Annotated in this window: 11 protein-coding genes, 1 tRNA gene and 2 rRNA genes; 7 read left to right on the forward strand and 7 right to left on the reverse strand. The window is 64.1% G+C overall.

The window, feature by feature from the left end; translation table 11 throughout:
- Positions 1–97: 97 nt before the first annotated feature.
- Positions 98–1,111, reverse strand: a complete 1,014-nt coding sequence (locus tag ABIE00_RS19525; RefSeq protein WP_354262339.1) for an NAD(P)-dependent alcohol dehydrogenase — start codon at positions 1,109–1,111, stop codon at positions 98–100.
- An 87-nt stretch (positions 1,112–1,198) separates the two neighbouring features.
- Between ABIE00_RS19525 and ABIE00_RS19530 the strand changes: the two genes are divergently transcribed.
- Positions 1,199–1,876: a TetR/AcrR family transcriptional regulator gene (locus ABIE00_RS19530; RefSeq protein ID WP_354262340.1), complete on the forward strand. Its 678-nt coding sequence runs from the start codon at positions 1,199–1,201 to the stop codon at positions 1,874–1,876.
- A 46-nt stretch (positions 1,877–1,922) separates the two neighbouring features.
- Here the strand turns inward: ABIE00_RS19530 and ABIE00_RS19535 are convergent.
- Both ABIE00_RS19535 and ABIE00_RS19540 read right to left on the reverse strand, forming a co-directional pair.
- Positions 1,923–1,996, reverse strand: a tRNA-Thr gene (locus ABIE00_RS19535).
- Positions 1,997–2,158: 162 nt separating this feature from the next.
- Positions 2,159–3,049, reverse strand: a complete 891-nt coding sequence (locus tag ABIE00_RS19540; protein WP_331574633.1) for a DsbA family protein — start codon at positions 3,047–3,049, stop codon at positions 2,159–2,161.
- Positions 3,050–3,329: 280 nt separating this feature from the next.
- Here ABIE00_RS19540 and ABIE00_RS19545 point away from each other — a divergent pair, with 280 nt between their 5' ends.
- The 4 genes from ABIE00_RS19545 to ABIE00_RS19560 all read left to right on the forward strand — a co-directional run bounded on the left by ABIE00_RS19545 (position 3,330) and on the right by ABIE00_RS19560 (position 8,466).
- On the forward strand, positions 3,330–4,742 hold the full coding sequence (locus tag ABIE00_RS19545) for an alpha,alpha-trehalose-phosphate synthase (UDP-forming) (protein ID WP_354263445.1): 1,413 nt from the start codon (positions 3,330–3,332) through the stop codon (positions 4,740–4,742).
- On the forward strand, positions 4,732–5,562 hold the full coding sequence (gene otsB, locus ABIE00_RS19550; protein ID WP_354262341.1) for a trehalose-phosphatase: 831 nt from the start codon (positions 4,732–4,734) through the stop codon (positions 5,560–5,562). The genes ABIE00_RS19545 and otsB overlap by 11 nt, the downstream gene beginning before the upstream one ends.
- 240 nt (positions 5,563–5,802) lie before the next feature.
- Entirely contained in the window at positions 5,803–6,885 is a 1,083-nt protein-coding gene (locus ABIE00_RS19555) for an ABC transporter ATP-binding protein (protein ID WP_102973130.1), read from the forward strand.
- 162 nt (positions 6,886–7,047) lie between these two features.
- Entirely contained in the window at positions 7,048–8,466 is a 1,419-nt protein-coding gene (locus ABIE00_RS19560) for a DUF4032 domain-containing protein (protein WP_331574631.1), read from the forward strand.
- 50 nt (positions 8,467–8,516) lie between these two features.
- Here the strand turns inward: ABIE00_RS19560 and ABIE00_RS19565 are convergent, their stop codons facing one another.
- Complete coding sequence (locus ABIE00_RS19565) at positions 8,517–9,887, reverse strand: FAD-binding oxidoreductase (RefSeq protein WP_354262342.1); 1,371 nt, start codon at positions 9,885–9,887, stop codon at positions 8,517–8,519.
- 222 nt (positions 9,888–10,109) lie between these two features.
- On the opposite strand from ABIE00_RS19565, the gene ABIE00_RS19570 reads away from it, so the two are divergent.
- Both ABIE00_RS19570 and ABIE00_RS19575 read left to right on the forward strand, forming a co-directional pair.
- A complete protein-coding gene (locus ABIE00_RS19570; RefSeq protein WP_354262343.1) occupies positions 10,110–11,861 on the forward strand; it encodes a glycoside hydrolase family 13 protein in 1,752 nt (583 codons plus the stop codon).
- Between the two features lie 3 nt (positions 11,862–11,864).
- Positions 11,865–12,878, forward strand: a complete 1,014-nt coding sequence (locus tag ABIE00_RS19575) for a LacI family DNA-binding transcriptional regulator (RefSeq protein ID WP_354262344.1) — start codon at positions 11,865–11,867, stop codon at positions 12,876–12,878.
- A gap of 7 nt (positions 12,879–12,885) precedes the next feature.
- Here the strand turns inward: ABIE00_RS19575 and ABIE00_RS19580 are convergent, their stop codons facing one another.
- The 3 genes from ABIE00_RS19580 to ABIE00_RS19590 form a co-directional block, all read right to left on the reverse strand.
- Positions 12,886–13,374 carry an SRPBCC family protein gene (locus tag ABIE00_RS19580; RefSeq protein ID WP_354262345.1) on the reverse strand — a complete coding sequence of 163 codons (489 nt, stop codon included), beginning with the start codon at positions 13,372–13,374 and terminating at the stop codon, positions 12,886–12,888.
- A gap of 392 nt (positions 13,375–13,766) precedes the next feature.
- Positions 13,767–13,883, reverse strand: a 5S ribosomal RNA gene (gene rrf / locus ABIE00_RS19585).
- A gap of 163 nt (positions 13,884–14,046) precedes the next feature.
- Positions 14,047–17,172: ribosomal RNA gene (locus tag ABIE00_RS19590) — 23S ribosomal RNA — on the reverse strand.
- Between the last annotated feature and the right edge of the window lie 320 nt (positions 17,173–17,492).

The raw sequence follows: 17,492 nt of genomic DNA on the forward strand, positions 1-17,492 counted from the left end.
CCCTTAGTTCTCTCTCGGGTTTTTGTGCAGATAGTGGGCTCTAAACCGCCCGGAAGCCGTGCACGGCGCCGTCTTATTTTGACTCCTGATTGGGCCGTCAGATGGTGAGCACCACCTTGCCGGACACGTGGCCGCCTTCCAGGAAGCGGAGCGCGTCCCTCGCCTCAGCCAGTGCGAAGGTCCGGTCGAGGGCCGGCGCTATTTTGCCGGCCTCGATGAGCGGGGTTAGGTCCTGAAGTTCGGCAGCACGGACCAGGCCGAGGAACATGGTCAGCCGTTGGCCGATGAAAGGTGACAGCGCCAGGGCGCCCAGCTGGCGGTGCAGGCCGCCGGTCAGTTTCCCGCCGCCCTCACCGCCGGTGATAACGGCCGTTCCTGTAGGTGTTAGGGCGTGGCGCAGGCGCGAGATCGACGGGTTTCCCGCAATGTCCAGGATGAGGTCGTACGGGCCAGTGGCCGCGAAGTCCTCACGGGTGTAGTCGATGACGCGGTCCGCGCCGAGGGCACGGACAAACCCGGCCTTGCCGGTACTGCAGACTCCCGTGACCTGCGCCCCGAAGGCTTTGGCCAGCTGGACCGCGTAGCTGCCCACGCCGCCGGACGCACCGGTGACCAGCACCTTCTGCCCCTCACCGATCCTGCCGGCGCGCAGGCCCACAAGGGCAGTGACCGCGGAGACCGGCACCGCCGCGGCCTGCTCGAAGGAGAGGGACTGGGGCTTCGCGGCCAGTTTGGATTCGGGCGCAACGGCGTATTCAGCGTAGGAACCGCTGCCGCTGCCGTACACCGCGTCGCCGACGGCAAACCGGGTGACGTCGGGGCCCACGGCTTCCACGGTTCCCGCGAGATCCAAGCCCAGAATCCGGGCCTTAGGTTTCCGGACACCAAATGCGAGACGGCCCAGGTACGGCAGGCCGGTCATCATGTGCCAGGCGCCGCGGTCGACGCCGGCCGCCCTGACGCGGACGAGCACGTCGTCGCCGCCGACAACAGGCCGGGGCACCCGCTCCAGGCGCAGTACGTCCGGCCCCCCGTAGCTGTCCCGAACGATAGCGCGCATGTCCTGAACAGTTCCGGTGCCCCGCCGTTGGGAGCGCTCCTGCGTTTTCATAACGTTCCTTTCGGGGTCGCGGTTTTCGTACGCTGTACGAAAAGAGTATCGTACGGTGTACGGAAGTGGAAGAGCTGGGAGGGGTAAATGATGAAGGACGCGGACGCGGGCGGCGGGGACCGGCCCGGGCTCAGCCGGGAGAAGGTACTGCAGAAGGCTCTGGAGTTGGCAGACAGGGACGGTATCGCCGCCCTGTCGATACGTTCCCTCGCGCAGAAGATAGGCACCAAGCCGATGACTCTGTACTACTACGTGGCCAACAAGGACCAGATCCTTGACGGCCTCGTGGACCTCGTCTTCACGGAAATTGAAACACCGGAGGCGGGAGGCGAGTGGAAGGAACAGATGCGCCGCCGGGCCCATTCGGCGCGCGACGCGCTGCGCCGGCATCCGTGGGCGGTCGGGCTGCTCGAATCCCGCAAAACTCCCGGCCCGGCAACCCTTAGGCACCACGAGGCAACACTGGCCGCGCTGCGTGCTGCGGGCTTTACCGTACAACAGACCGCCCGGGCCTACTCGCTGCTGGACAGCTACATCTACGGATTCGCCCTCCAGGAAGCCGCCCTGCCACTGGCAGGCAATCAACCGATGGCCGAGGTGGCCGGTCCCATCATGGAAAGGTTCGCGACCGGAGAGTACCCACACATGGTCGAGATCGCTACGGAAGTGGTCATGCAGCCCGGCTACGACTACGGCAACGAATTCGCCTACGGGCTGGAGTTGATCCTCGATGCGTTGGGACCGGCAGCAGCTGGCCAGCGCTGAGATTTGGCCGCATCGAACTGGCGCCGCAGGCCAAAGCCAAAGAAAGAGCCCCCTGTCGGATTCGAACCGACGACCCCCGCTTTACAAGAGCGGTGCTCTGGCCAACTGAGCTAAGGAGGCGTGCCCGGCAGGGCGGGCGCCGCTATGGCGCTAGATAAGGTTAGCCCAAGGACCGCCACCCGTAAAAACGGGCTGACGGCAGCAAACGGACAACCAGTTAAGCAAAACAATGGCCCGGCACCGGAGATATCCGGGGAGCCGGGCCACTGCAAGGATGAACGTTTACGCCTTGGCCTTGATGGCGGCGTCAACGAAGGCCGGGAATTCGGTCTGGGCGCTGTCGCCCTTGCCCCACTGTTTGCCGTCCACGAGGACCGTCGGCGTACCGGTCACGCCGATGGCTGCGGCTTCCTGGGTGGTGTACTTGACCCACGGGCGGTAGGTCTTGTTCTCAACGCAGGAGTCGATGCTCTTGGCACCGACGTCCGTAGCCAGCTTCTTCAGTTCGTCGTCGGAGAGCCCGGCGCTGCCTTCGGCCGGCTGCTTGTCGAAGAGTGCATTCACGAAGTCGGAGTACTTCTCCGGCGATTCGTTCACCACGCAGGCAGCGGCGTTGGCTGCCCTCGAGGAGTAGTTGGTGGTGGAGCGGCTGTCCAGGAAGCCCAGGGCCCGGTACTCGACGGTGATCTTGCCTTCGTCACGCAGCTTCGTGAGGGTCTCGTTGTACGTCGCCTCGAAGTTCTTGCAGACGGGGCAGATGAAGTCGATGTAAAGGACCACCTTCACCGGCTTGCCCTTTTCGGCCTCCGCGCCCGGCGCCTTAACGGTCGCCGGGGCAGACGCCGCCGGCGACGGAATGTCCGCGATGTTCACGCTGGCAGCGGCGGACTTTGCTACCTCGGTGCCCTTCAGCAGGGTGATACCGCCGTGGACGTTGCCGTTGGCCGGGGTGGGGCCCTGGTCCGCCACCGGGGCGTTGTTCTTGAGGCTGGTGGTCACCACAAGCGCGACGACGGCGAGGATGGCCACGACAGCGACGACGATGCCCCAGCCAATGAGCAGTTTGTTCCGCTTGTCCTTTTTGAGCTGCGCCTCCCGGATTTCACGGGCCTTCTCGCGGGCCTCGGCCGTGCGTTCTGCTTTGGACTTGCGGGCTTCGTTTGCGGGGCTCATTAGTTCCTCGTGTCGTACGGACAAGTGCGGGCCACCAGGGGCAACTCCCCTAGTTTAGGGGAGAACCCTGGAGCTTGCGCTTTCAAGTATTCGTTCAGCCTGACCAACGGACGAATAGCCCGTAAGATTCCGGCCCGATAGGGTTGATGGAAGTCACAAGCAACCTCAGGGAGCCCCCATGCACGGAGCCGTAAGCGACAAATCCGACACAAAAACGGAAAGCTCGGCTGTGCCCGGCGGCAGCTCAGACGCCACGAAGGACGCCACTAAGTACGACTTCATGGTGGTCTCCAACCGCCTGCCCGTTGACCGCTGCGCTCCGGGCGAGCCCGGCGACGACGGCTCCGGCTGGCGCCGCTCCCCTGGCGGCCTGGTCACCGCCCTCGCCCCCATGATGACCAGGACCGAGGGTGCCTGGGTGGGCTGGCACGGCGCCGCCGATGAGACCGTCGAGCCGTTCAGCCACGGCGGCATGGACCTCGTACCCGTCCAGCTCAGCAGCGATGACGTGGAGCTGTATTACGAAGGCTTCTCCAACGCAACGCTCTGGCCCCTCTACCACGATGTGATCGCCCCGCCGGAGTTCCACAGAACCTGGTGGGATGCCTACCGCACGGTGAACAGAAGGTTCGCCGACGCCGTCGTACGTACTGCCGACGAGGGCGCAACCGTATGGGTGCAGGACTACCAGCTTCAGCTGGTGCCGCGGATGCTGCGCCAGGCGCGGCCGGACCTGAAGATCGGCTTCTTCAACCACATCCCCTTCCCGCCGCCGGAGATCTTCGCCCAGCTCCCCTGGCGCCAGGCCATCATCGACGGGCTGCTCGGAGCCGACCTGGTGGGTTTCCAGCGCAGCAGCGACGCCGGCAACTTCATGCGTTCCGCCCGGCGCTTCCTCGGCGCCAGCGTCAAACAGCAGCAGGTGCACGTCAAGGATGCCGAGGGCGATCTCACCCACATCGCCCGCGCCCAGGCCTTCCCCATCTCCATCGACGTCCAGCACATCACCGAACTGGCGCAGAAGCCCGAGATCATCGAACGCGCGCGGCAGATCCGGCAGGACCTCGGCAACCCCAAGACCATCCTGCTCGGCGTGGACCGGCTGGACTACACCAAGGGCATCGGCCACCGCCTCAAGGCCTACGAGGAGCTCCTGAACGAGGGCAAGCTCAAGGTGGGCGATGCGACGCTGATCCAGGTTGCCAGCCCCAGCCGCGAGCGCGTGGAGCAGTACCGGCTCCTGCGTGAAGAGGTCGAGGGGACTGTGGGCCATATCAACGGCACCTACGACACCATCGAGAACACCGCAGTCCGCTACCTTCACCACAGCTACCCGGTGGAGGAAATGGTGGCGCTCTACCTCGCGGCGGACGTCATGCTGGTCACCGCACTGCGGGACGGCATGAACCTGGTGGCCAAGGAGTACGTCACGGCCCGCACCAACAACGACGGCGCCCTCGTGCTCAGCGAATTCGCCGGCGCCGCGGACCAGCTCAAGCAGGCGCTGCTCATGAACCCGCACGACATCGACGGCCTCAAAGACGCGGTGATGCGGGCGGTCAGGATGGCCCCCAAGGAAGCCGCCCGCCGCATGCGCTCCATGCGCAAGCAGATCCTGGACCACGACGTCGACCACTGGTCAGCCGACTTCCTGAACGCCCTCAACGAGAAGGTAATCCGCGATGACTCCTGAGGCAGAGCACGCTGGCAAGACCGGCAGCACCCAACTGACCCTGGCCCCCGAACTGCTCGAGGCGGTGCGCCGCATCGCCGGCACGGACCACCTGCTGGTGGCCATGGACTTCGACGGCACCATCTCCCCAATCGTGGACCACGCCGGGGACGCGCGCCCGCTCCCCCGATCGGCCGCCGCCTTCGCCGAACTGACCGCGTTGCCGCGTACGACGACGGCGCTCATCTCCGGGCGTGCACTGGACAGCCTGCGGGCGGTCGCCTCCCCGCCGGACGAGACCCTGCTGATCGGAAGCCACGGCGCCGAGGCGTGGCTGGGTCCGGGTTCGGCGCCGCTGACCCTCGATCCGGAGCAGCTCTCACTCCTCGGGGAGGTGCGGGACATCCTGACGGAGATCGCGGACCTGGCCCCCGGCACCGTTTTGGAGGAGAAGCCCGCCGGCGTCGTGCTGCACACGCGGCTGGCAGCGGACGACGTTGCCGAAGATGCCGTCGCGGCTGCGCGCGCCGCGCTCCAGGACCGGCCCGGCGTCTACCTCAAGAACGGCAAGCGCGTCCTGGAAACGTCCGTGGTGCACGCGTCCAAGGGCGAGGGCGTGGACTTCCTGCGCCAGGCGGCCGGAGCCACCGGCGTGCTCTTTGCCGGCGACGACACCACCGACGAGGACGCCTTGGGCCGCCTCGGGCCGGAGGACGTCGGGGTGAAGGTGGGGCTCGACTTCACCCAGGCGCAGTTCCGGGTGGAGGCACCGGTGCACATCGCCGAACTGCTCGAGGCGCTGCTGCGCGAACGCCGGAAGGCCGTCTCGTCCGGGTCCTGACGCCGCAACGCCCTGGGCGCCCCTGTGCGGCATCTCATATGTGACGCCCGTAACATTTTGTCCGATTCCCGATAAATCTGACATACTCTTCTTTGTGATGTGGCGCACAGGAACCGTGCGGCGTCACTGGATGCTCCTCGGCCCCGGCCGGGGAGTCATCATGTAGGGCACAACTGAATTACATGAACCATTCACTACGGATCGTCCGGCACGTACCTGCCGGTGAAGGGATTGATAACTGTGGCAACAGTTACTTTTGACAACGCTACGCGTCTGTACCCGGGCACTGAAAAGCCCGCTGTTGACAAGCTCAACATCGAAATCGCCGACGGCGAATTCCTGGTCCTCGTTGGACCCTCCGGTTGCGGTAAGTCCACCTCCCTGCGCATGCTCGCAGGCCTCGAGGACGTCAACGCCGGCCGGATCCTCATTGGCGACCGCGATGTCACCGACGTTCCGCCGAAGGACCGCGACATCGCGATGGTTTTCCAGAACTACGCGCTGTACCCGCACATGACCGTGGCGGACAACATGGGCTTCGCCCTTAAGATCGCCGGCGTGAGCAAGGAAGAGCGCGCCGAGCGTGTCCGTGAAGCCGCAAAGCTCCTGGACCTCGAGCAGTACCTTGACCGCAAGCCGAAGGCACTCTCCGGCGGTCAGCGCCAGCGTGTTGCCATGGGCCGCGCCATCGTGCGTAACCCCCAGGTCTTCCTCATGGACGAGCCGCTCTCCAACCTGGACGCCAAGCTCCGTGTTCAGACCCGCACCCAGATCGCTTCCCTCACCCGCCGCCTGGGCGTCACCACCGTTTACGTGACCCACGACCAGGTCGAGGCCATGACCATGGGCGACCGCGTTGCCGTGCTCAAGGACGGGCTGCTGATGCAGGTGGACACCCCGCGAAACCTGTACGACCGCCCCAAGAACGTCTTCGTGGCCGGCTTCATCGGCTCCCCGGCCATGAACCTGCTGGAACTCCCCGTGGTCGACGGCGGCGTCCAGTTCGGCGGCACCGTTTACCCCGTGCCGCGCAACATCCTTGAAGAAGCACACGGCCAGACCGTCACGCTGGGCAGCCGCCCCGAAGACCTCGAGACCGCGGCCCAGGGCGAAGGGATCCAGGTTGAGGTCGACGTCGTCGAGGAACTCGGCGCCGACGCTTACGTTTACGGCCACACCACGCTGGACGGCAAGACCCACGACATCGTGGCCCGCGTCGACGGCCGCCGTCCCCCGATGAAGGGCGAGTCCATCTGGGTCCGTCCGCAGTCCGGCCACGTGCACCTGTTCGACACCAAGACCGGCGAGCGCCTGGGCGACTAGTCCCCACCGGCACCCTAACCTCGCTCCGCTTCGGCCAGGGAACCCTGCCGGCGTGGGCCTAGGTTAAACCTGGCGGCGGTCCTCCCAACCGGAGGGCCGCCGTCGGGCTTTAACCGCTGTCCCCTTTTAGGCACCCCCTGCAAAATACGGAAGAATTGACCCATGACCGAGGAACACAGCGCACAGTGGCACGACGAACCCACCGACTACGGGCAGATCGGCAAACTGCCGCGGTTCGAAGCAGCCAGCGCCAATGACGACAAGGCAGCCTCGGTCGCCAGCAACCTCAACATCACGGCGGCAGCCGCGGACCCCGAGCTCCTCGACCTGCCCTGGCACATCGCACTCGAGGACTGGCCGGCGGAAAACCTGGCCGCGCTCCCCCGCGGTATCTCCCGGCACATCGTGCGGTTCGCCCACCTGGGCGGCTCCGTCATCGCCATCAAGGAAACGTCCGAGCACGTGGCCCGCCACGAGTACCACATGCTTCGCAAGCTGGCGCGCCTGGACGTGCCCTGCGTGGAACCCGTCGCCGTCATCACCGGCCGCACCACCCCTGACGGCCGCCCCCTGAACCCGGTCCTCGTGACCCGGCACCTGAAGTTCTCCATGCCGTACCGCGCGCTCTTCTCGCAGATGCTGCGCAAGGACACGCTCACCCGTCTCATCGACGCCCAGGCGCTGCTGATGGTCCGGCTGCACCTCATCGGCTTCTACTGGGGCGATGTCTCGCTTTCCAACACCCTGTTCCGCCGCGACGCCGGCGCCTTCGCCGCCTACCTGGTGGACGCCGAGACGGGCGAGCTGTACCCCGATCTCTCCACCGGCCAGCGGGAGTACGATCTGGAGATCGCCCGCGTCAACATCGCCGGCGAGCTCATGGACCTCCTCGACGGCGGCCTGATCGAGGAGAAGGTGGACCCCGTGGCCACCAGCGAACTCATCATGGAGAGCTACCGGCGCCTGTGGACGGAGCTGACCGCCAAGGAATCCTTTGAACTGGGTGAGCGCTGGCGCGTCGGTGCCCGCATCCGCCGGCTCAACGAGCTCGGCTTCGACGTCGAAGAGTACGCGATCAAGACCACCCAGAACGGCTCCACCATCCAGCTGCAGCCGAAGGTGGTCGACGCCGGCCACCACATGCGCCGCCTGCTGCGCCTGACCGGACTCGACGCCCAGGAGAACCAGGCCCGGCGCCTGCTCAACGACATGGATACCTTCCGGGCCGACAACAACCCGGGGATGGACGAGGAATACAGCGCCCACCTGTGGGTCAGCCAGATTTTCGAGCCGATCGTCCGGTCCATCCCCCGGGACCTGTCCGGAAAACTCGAACCCGCAGAAGCCGTGCACGAGGTGCTGGAACACCGCTGGTACATGTCGGAAAAGCAGGAACGCCACATTCCGCTGGCCGAGGCTGTGCAGTCCTACATCGACTCCATCCTGCGCCACCGCCGTGACGAGGCCGCCATCATGCTGAACCCTGACACGGAGATGCTGAAGATCCTCGCCGTGGAGACCGAGGAATCGCGCTACGGGGCCGATGAGACCGAGGACGAGTACCCCGACGCCGACGACTGAGTTTTCCTGGCACGCCCGGCAGGCTTTGGCCTGCCCTGGCCCGCCTTCCTTTAGATCGCTTTGCCGGGATTCAGGATGCCGGCGGGATCGAAGAGTTTCTTGATCCCGCGCTGCAGTTCGCGCACCGGCTCGGGCTGTTCCAGGCTCAGCCAGCGCAGCTTGTACTGCCCCACGCCGTGTTCGCCGGTGATGGTGCCGCCCATCTCCAGGGCCGCGACGATGGACGCGTCGAGTGCCGTGTTCAGGCGGCGCATCGCGCCGGCGTCCACCTCGTCGTTCACCCGGTCAATCCAGAACGTCGGGTGCAGGTTCCCGTCCCCGGCATGGGCCACGACCTTCAGCTTCACGTCGTGGGCCTCGGCCAATGCTTCGAGGGCGGCTACGTAGTCCACCAGCCGGGAGCGCGGCACGGCAACGTCCTCGCCCACGCGGTACTGGTCGTCCACCTCCACGCCCCTGCTGTTCCGCCGCAGTTCCACCAGCTGCTCGGCTTCCGCATTGGCCTCTGTGGTGACCACGGCACCGCCTGCTGCCAGGACCTCCCGCACCACGTCGGCCTCCGCCGCCGCACCGAAGCCGTCCGTCTGGACGAGGAGCAGTGAGGCGCCCCGCGCTGCAAGGTCCGAACCGTGCAGCTCGTCCAGCTGCGCGAGCGAGCCGCCGTCGAGCAGTTCCATGATGGCCGGCTGCACGCGGGCCTTGCCCACGGCGAGCACACCGGCCGCCGCCTGCCGGAAGCCGGGGTAGAACGCGGCGATGGTGTGCACCTCGCGGGGCAAGTACTTCAGCCGGACGGTCGCGGCGACCACGATGCCGAGCGTGCCCTCCGACCCCACAAACAGCCCGGTCAGGTCGTAGCCGGCTACGCCCTTGAAGGTCTGGTGCCCGGTGTGCAGCAGCGATCCGTCCGCGAGGACCACGTCCAGGGCCAGCACGGAATCCCGGGTTACGCCGTACTTGGCGCACCGGAGGCCGCCGGCGTTGGTGGCCACGTTGCCGCCGATGGTGGACCTCCGGAAGCTCGCCGGGTCAGGAGCGAACATGAGCCCGTGCACCGCGGCGGTGGCATTCAGGTCGGCGTTGATAACGCCGGGTTCGACGACGGCGGTCTCGTCGTCCGCGTTGAGCTCCAGAATGCGGTTCATCCGCTCCAGCCCAAGGACGATGCAGCCCTCACTGGCGTGGGCTCCGCCCGAGACTCCGGTCCCGGCGCCCCGCGGAACCAGCGGAACGTTCCGGGCCGCGCAGGCCTTGACAGTGGCCTGGACGTCGTCCACCGACTCCGCGAGCACCACGGCAGCGGGCAGCCGGTAGTCCACCACGGGCGCCTGGTCCACCGCGTATGCGGCGAGTGCGCCCTCGTCCCGGAGAACTTTCCCCGGCCCCAGGATTGATGTCAGTTCGTCGGCGATGCTGCCCATGGGTCTCCCGTTCGATCACTTTGCTTCAGTCTAGATGTCGCCCGTGTGCCACGCTCCGCCGGCGGCGGTTCTCTTGCCGGCGGGCCGGTCCGCCCCGTACTGGAAGCGTTTCCAGGTTTGTGATGGCAGTGACGGCTGGTCCCGCAGGATTGACCTGAACTGTCAATCGATATGCTGGTGTAAGCGCTTTCATTGTGGGCTTCCCGCCCTTAGGATTGCCCAATGTCTGTTGACTCGTTTCTGCACTCGGCGTCGCCGCTGGCTGGCGCACTGACGCCCGTCCACGCCCCCGACAACGCACACGGCTGGTGGCGGTCCGCCGTCATTTACCAGGTGTACCCGCGTTCCTTCCGGGACATGAACGGCGACGGAATCGGTGACCTGGCGGGGATCACCGCCGAGATGCCGCAGCTTGCCGAGCTCAGCGTGGACGCCGTCTGGCTCTCCCCCTTCTACCGCTCCCCGCAGCGCGACGCCGGATACGACGTCAGCAACTACTGCGACGTCGACCCGATCTTCGGCACGCTCGGTGATTTCGACGGCATGGTGGCTGAAGCCAACCGTCTGGGCCTGCGCGTCATCGTGGACCTGGTCCCGAATCACTGCTCCGACCAGCACCACGACTTCCAGGCGGCGCTGGCTGCCGGCCCGGGCAGCCCGGAACGGGACATGTTCATCTTCCGCGACGGCCAGGGCGCCGAGGGCAACGAACCACCCAACAACTGGGGATCGCACTTCGGTGGCTCTGCCTGGACCCGCATCACCGAGCCTGACGGTGCACCGGGGCAGTGGTACCTGCACCTCTTCGATGCCTCGCAGCCGGACTTCAACTGGGACAACCAGGCCGTGCATGACGAGTTCGAGCGCGTCCTGCGCTTCTGGCTGGACCGCGGCGTCTCCGGCTTCCGCGTGGACGTGGCCCACGCCCTGGTCAAGGCCCCAGGGCTGCCCGCCTGGGGCGGACGCGCCGACGGCAGCAGCTCCGACGGTTTCCCTGGACACGAGGCCCCGATGTTCGGCCAGCCGGCCCTGCACGACATCTACCGCAGGTGGCGCCAGATTCTTGAGGAGTATGGTCCCGACCGCATTCTCTGCGCAGAGGCCAATGTGGACCCCCTGCCGCGGCTGGCCCACTGGGTCCGGCCGGACGAAATGCACCAGGCCTTCAACTTCCCCTACGTCCATGCAGGACTAGACCTCCCCCGCCTCCGCCACATCGTCACCGAGTCACTGACGTCCTTGGACGCCGTGGGTGCGCCGAGCACCTGGGTGCTCTCCAACCACGACGTCGTCCGGCACGCCACACGTTTTGGCTACGACTGGTCCGGGCCACGGGACGGGGACGGCATCGGTCCCTATGACCCCCAGCCGGACGAGGAGCTGGGCAGGACCCGGGCCGCGGCGGCATCCCTGTTCATGCTGGGGCTCCCCGGCGGAGCCTATCTGTACCAGGGCGAGGAACTGGGGCTGCCTGACGGCATCGATATCCCGGACCACCAGCGGCAGGACCCGACGTTCGCGCGCACCGGCGGCGCCCGGTTGGGCCGCGACGGCTGCCGTGTTCCCCTGCCGTGGAAGGCGTCCGAACGCCACAGCGGCTTCGGCGACGGAGAGGCGCCATGGCTCCCCCAGCCGGAAAGTTTCCCGAAACTGGCCCGCGACGCCCAGGCCGGGGACCCGTCATCGCACTTGAACCTGTACCGCCGCATGCTCACGGTCCGCCGCGAACTGGACCTCGGACGGGGATCCCTCGCGTGGGCGGAGGAATGGTGCACCGCGTCATCGCTGGCATTCCTCAACGGCGACATTCTGGTGATCATGAACATCGGCTCGTATCCGGTGGAACTGCCCGCCGGCGAGGTTGTGCTCCGCAGTTCATCTCCCTCGGGCGGCGGTGAGGGTGACCAGGAGTCTGCCTTGGCAACCGGGGAGACCGTCTGGCTGCGGATCTCGCCAGAGGGCGCGCAGAGCTAAACCGTGGCCGGCATCAAGGACGTTGCGGAACTGGCCGGGCTTTCCATAGCCACCGTTTCGCGTGCCTTGAGCGGCAGGGGCAACGTATCGACGGTGAGCCGCGAGCGTGCCCGGGCGGCCGCGGCCGAGCTTGGCTTCGTGCCCTCCTACCAGGCATCCAGCCTCGCCTCCGGCCGTACCCGCAACATCGGCCTTGTGGTCCCCACCGTCCGCCGCTGGTACTTCTCGTCCGTGGTGGAGGGCGTTTCGGCTGCCCTCCTCGACGCGGGCTATGACCTGACGCTCTACAACATCACGGAGGGCCCGGTCCGGCGCCGGAGTATCCTCCAGGACTTCCTGCTGCGGAAACGGGTGGATGCGGTCATCGCGGTGGCACTGGCGCTGTCGGAGGAGGAGATCGGCAAGATGCTTGCCATCAACCGTCCGCTGGTGGGCATCGGCGGACCATTGCCCGGAGCTTCCACCATATGGATAGACGATCACGCCCTGGCAGAGTCGGCGGTTAAGCACCTCATCCGGCTCGGCCACAGGCGGATCGCGCACCTGACGGGCGACTCGGTGTACGAGCAGGACTTCAAGATTCCGCGCACCCGGCGGGCAGGCTATGAGAAGGCCATGACCGACGCAGGGCTCCAGCTGCGCCCCTCGTGGATGGTCAGGGCGGACTTCACCGTCGAAGGTGCCTATGCCGTGGCACGGGACCTTCTCGGCGGAGTCTCGGAACGGCCCACAGCAGTCTTTGCGGCCTCGGACGAGATGGCGATCGGAACCATTCTGGCGGCCAGGGACTTCGGGCTCCGGGTTCCCGAAGACCTGTCGGTCATCGGCCTGGACGGGCACGAACTGGGCGAACTGTTCGGCCTGACCACGATCGATCAGGATCCGCGCGGCCAGGGAGCGCTCGCGGTGCGCCTGCTGCTCGAGGGGTTCGACGCCGGCACCGCGCGGGGCGCTGTGGAAGCCGAATACCCAACCCGGTTTGTCGTCCGGCGGAGCACCGCGGTACCTCCGTTCTAGGGCAGCGCTAGTCTGATGCGCCGCCCATGAACCGCACGTACCGGCTCAGAACTTCCGGCCAGTCCTTCGCCCAGGCGGCGCGGGTGCCGGCCGGATCCTCGGCACCCTCCCAGCCATCGTGGACTATGCGCACTTCTGTGCCTTCTTCGACGCCACGGAACGCAACACGAAGCTCCGTCGACCAGAGTGCGGTGCTGCCGGGGTACCACGAGGCGTGGAAGGACAGCGGTGGCTGCCAATCGTCAATGGTTCCCCAGGTGGCGCCCCGGCCGTCGTCGGCGGTTTCAAGAATGAGGTTCTCCTCGAACTCCACGTAGGAGCCGGGCCCGTACACACTGTTAGTCTCCATGGGCCACCAGAGATGCGTGTGGTCGGTGAAGCCCATGAAAGCCCGGGATACAGGCCCGGGGACCACGGCAGTGCAGATGACGGGGTCCAGGTTGTCCACGGGCCCGGGCATATCGCTGCCGGCGGCGTGGCTGAAGAGATTTTCCATGGCTACCAACTCTACCGGCAGCCCCGCCCCGGACGCTCTATCAGTCCCTGCCGCTTCTCCCCGGACGCTCTATCAGTCCCTGCCGCTTCTCCCCCGACGCTCTATCAGTCCCTGCCGCTTCTCCCCCGACGCTCTATCAGTCCCTGCCGCTTCTCCCCCGACGCTCTATCAAAGGGTGCCTCCCTCGTTGCCGCCCGCCACGGCCGGCCTTCTCTGCCTACCGTAACCGGCGGATGTGAGGACGCGTTTGAGGAAAGGCAGTGGGGGGAGGAAGCCGCCGGGTGGAGCTGGGGTGTGGCAGGGCTGTGTTAATAGAAGATTGGTCAAGAAATTTGGGCCTTTAAAAGGCTCAGGCCCCGACGTTCGTCGTCGGGGCCTGAGCCATAAATAGTGTCCGGCGGTGACCTACTCTCCCACACCCTCCCGGGTGCAGTACCATCGGCGCTGTGGGTCTTAGCTTCCGGGTTCGGAATGGGACCGGGCGTTTCCCCCACGCTATGACCGCCGTAACCCTTGCTCCCGGCACACGCCCTTGCGGGGGTGTGGGGGAAATCTGTGGTGTTACAACTGTGGTGTTGTATTCAGTTATCTTGGTTCCTGCAACCGGACAAGCCCGTGGCGGGTTTGTTGGTTGGGAACCACATAGTGGACGCAAGCATGCTTTGTTCTTGTGTGGTGTAAGTTATCGGCCTATTAGTACCGGTCAGCTTCACGAGTCGTTAGTCCTCGCTTCCACATCCGGCCTATCAACCCAGTGGTCTGGCTGGGGGCCTCTCACACAAAATGTGTATGGAAATCTCATCTCGAAGCGAGCTTCCCGCTTAGATGCTTTCAGCGGTTATCCCATCCGAACGTAGCTAATCAGCGGTGCACTTGGCAGTACAACTGACACACCAGAGGTTCGTCCGTCCCGGTCCTCTCGTACTAAGGACAGCCCTTCTCAAATTTCCTGCGCGCGCAGCGGATAGGGACCGAACTGTCTCACGACGTTCTAAACCCAGCTCGCGTACCGCTTTAATGGGCGAACAGCCCAACCCTTGGGACCTACTCCAGCCCCAGGATGCGACGAGCCGACATCGAGGTGCCAAACCATGCCGTCGATATGGACTCTTGGGCAAGATCAGCCTGTTATCCCCGAGGTACCTTTTATCCGTTGAGCGACGGCCATTCCACAATGTACCGCCGGATCACTAGTCCCGACTTTCGTCCCTGCTCGAGATGTCTCTCTCACAGTCAAGCTCCCTTGTGCACTTACACTCGACACCTGATTGCCAACCAGGCTGAGGGAACCTTTGGGCGCCTCCGTTACTTTTTAGGAGGCAACCGCCCCAGTTAAACTACCCATCAGGCACTGTCCCTGACCCGGATTACGGGCCGAAGTTAGATGTCCAAAGTGACCAGAGTGGTATTTCAACGATGACTCCACCCGAACTGGCGTCCGGGCTTCAACGTCTCCCACCTATCCTACACAAGCCACTCCGAACACCAATACCAAACTATAGTAAAGGTCTCGGGGTCTTTCCGTCCTGCTGCGCGTAACGAGCATCTTTACTCGTACTGCAATTTCGCCGAGTTTATGGTTGAGACAGCGGGGAAGTCGTTACTCCATTCGTGCAGGTCGGAACTTACCCGACAAGGAATTTCGCTACCTTAGGATGGTTATAGTTACCACCGCCGTTTACTGGGGCTTAAATTCTCAGCTTCGCCGTGAGGCTAACCGGTCCTCTTAACCTTCCAGCACCGGGCAGGAGTCAGTCCGTATACATCGTCTTGCGACTTCGCACGGACCTGTGTTTTTAGTAAACAGTCGCTTCCCCCTGGTCTCTGCGGCCCCGATCCCCTCCGGACAGCACGTGTCCATCAAGGTTGGGGCCCCCCTTCTCCCGAAGTTACGGGGGCATTTTGCCGAGTTCCTTAACCATAATTCTCTCGATCGCCTTAGTATTCTCTACCTGATCACCTGTGTCGGTTTGGGGTACGGGCGGCTAAAACCTCGCGCCGATGCTTTTCTAGGCAGCATAGGATCACCGAATCCCCCCTTTACGGGAGTCCCGTCAGATCTCAGGCACATGAACAGCGGATTTGCCTACCGTTCGCCCTACATCCTTGGACCGGGACAACCATCGCCCGGCTCGGCTACCTTCCTGCGTCACACCTGTTAATACGCTTGCCTCCCAGGATCAGGTCCCGCGCTCCACCAAAACCCTTCACCCACAAGGGGTGTCGGGCAGGTCTCGGGCGGTTAGTATCCCCTGTTCAACATGGGCGGTTTTTCGCCGGTACGGGAATATCAACCCGTTGTCCATCGACTACGCCTGTCGGCCTCGCCTTAGGTCCCGACTTACCCAGGGCAGATTAGCTTGACCCTGGAACCCTTGATCATCCGGCGGACGGGTTTCTCACCCGTCTTTCGCTACTCATGCCTGCATTCTCACTCGTGTAGGCTCCACCGCTGGTTTACACCGCGACTTCACCGCCCACACGACGCTCCCCTACCCATCCACACTCCTGAACCACAAAGGCTTGGAAAATATGTGAATGCCACAACTTCGGCGGTGTACTTGAGCCCCGCTACATTGTCGGCGCGGAATCACTTGACCAGTGAGCTATTACGCACTCTTTTAAGGATGGCTGCTTCTAAGCCAACCTCCTGGTTGTCTTCGCAACTCCACATCCTTTCCCACTTAGCACACGCTTAGGGGCCTTAGTTGGTGGTCTGGGCTGTTTCCCTCTCGACTATGAAGCTTATCCCCCACAGTCTCACTGCTGCGCTCTCACTTACCGGCATTCGGAGTTTGGCTGACGTCAGTAACCTTGTAGGGCCCATTAGCCATCCAGTAGCTCTACCTCCGGTAAGAAACACGCAACGCTGCACCTAAATGCATTTCGGGGAGAACCAGCTATCACGAAGTTTGATTGGCCTTTCACCCCTACCCACAGCTCATCCCCTCCATTTTCAACTGAAGTGGGTTCGGTCCTCCACGACGTCTTACCGTCGCTTCAACCTGGCCATGGGTAGATCACTTCGCTTCGGGTCTAGATCACGCCACTGCAACGCCCTGTTCAGACTCGCTTTCGCTACGGCTTCCCCACACGGGTTAACCTCGCGACGTAACACTAACTCGCAGGCTCATTCTTCAAAAGGCACGCCGTCACAACTACAAGGCTGCTCCGACGGATTGTAAGCACACGGTTTCAGGTACTGTTTCACTCCCCTCCCGGGGTACTTTTCACCTTTCCCTCACGGTACTGGTCCGCTATCGGTCATTAGGGAGTATTTAGGCTTATCAGGTGGTCCTGACAGATTCACACGGGATTTCTCGGGCCCCGTGCTACTTGGGATACTCATCAAAGGCGGTGCACAGCATTACGGTTACGGGGCTCACACCCTCTACGGCCGGCCTTTCAAGACCGTTCACCTATACCAGCACTCACACCTCCCCGGTCCGGCAGAACCAGGACAACAAGTCCCACAACCCCGCCCATGCAACGCCCGCCGGCTATCACACATGAGTCGGTTTAGCCTGATCCGCGTTCGCTCGCCACTACTAACGGAATCACTGTTGTTTTCTCTTCCTGCGGGTACTGAGATGTTTCACTTCCCCGCGTTCCCTCCACGCACCCTATGTGTTCAGATGCGGGTCACCAGATCACTCGCGCGTCTGGCGGGGTTTCCCCATTCGGACACCCTGGGATCACAGTCCGGTTATCGACTCCCCCAGGCTTATCGCAGATTCCTACGTCCTTCTTCGGCTCCTAATGCCAAGGCATCCACCGTGTGCTCTTAAAAACTTGACCACAAAGATCAATCAGTAATTTTCGAGAGAACCACGAAACCAACCACACCCAACAACCACCAACCCCAACAAAGAAGTCAGCCATCATCACGCGCAGCCAGATCCAGGTTCATATTCTTGGAAATTGCTTCTTATAAAAGATGCTCGCGTCCACTATGTAGTTCTCAAACAACAACCCCGTACCACACACCCCACACACAACCCCCAAAGGAGCCAACCACGCGCGATCGGTGCAGCCAGGAAACCAGAAACAAACAAACCCCGGGACAAGAAGAAAAACCCCCTCCCCCGGCCCTGTTGCCTCAGGACCCAACAGTGTGC

Origin of the sequence: Arthrobacter sp. OAP107 (assembly GCF_040546765.1) — a bacterium.
GTDB lineage: Bacteria > Actinomycetota > Actinomycetes > Actinomycetales > Micrococcaceae > Arthrobacter.

Coding starts and splice junctions, on each gene's coding strand:
- ABIE00_RS19525 (WP_354262339.1), bottom strand. CDS start 1,111: ATGAAAACGCAGGAGCGCTCCCAACGGCGGGGCACCGGAACTGTTCAG.
- ABIE00_RS19530 (WP_354262340.1), top strand. CDS start 1,199: ATGATGAAGGACGCGGACGCGGGCGGCGGGGACCGGCCCGGGCTCAGC.
- ABIE00_RS19540 (WP_331574633.1), bottom strand. CDS start 3,049: ATGAGCCCCGCAAACGAAGCCCGCAAGTCCAAAGCAGAACGCACGGCC.
- ABIE00_RS19545 (WP_354263445.1), top strand. CDS start 3,330: ATGGTGGTCTCCAACCGCCTGCCCGTTGACCGCTGCGCTCCGGGCGAG.
- otsB (WP_354262341.1), top strand. CDS start 4,732: ATGACTCCTGAGGCAGAGCACGCTGGCAAGACCGGCAGCACCCAACTG.
- ABIE00_RS19560 (WP_331574631.1), top strand. CDS start 7,048: ATGACCGAGGAACACAGCGCACAGTGGCACGACGAACCCACCGACTAC.
- ABIE00_RS19565 (WP_354262342.1), bottom strand. CDS start 9,887: ATGGGCAGCATCGCCGACGAACTGACATCAATCCTGGGGCCGGGGAAA.
- ABIE00_RS19570 (WP_354262343.1), top strand. CDS start 10,110: ATGTCTGTTGACTCGTTTCTGCACTCGGCGTCGCCGCTGGCTGGCGCA.
- ABIE00_RS19580 (WP_354262345.1), bottom strand. CDS start 13,374: ATGGAAAATCTCTTCAGCCACGCCGCCGGCAGCGATATGCCCGGGCCC.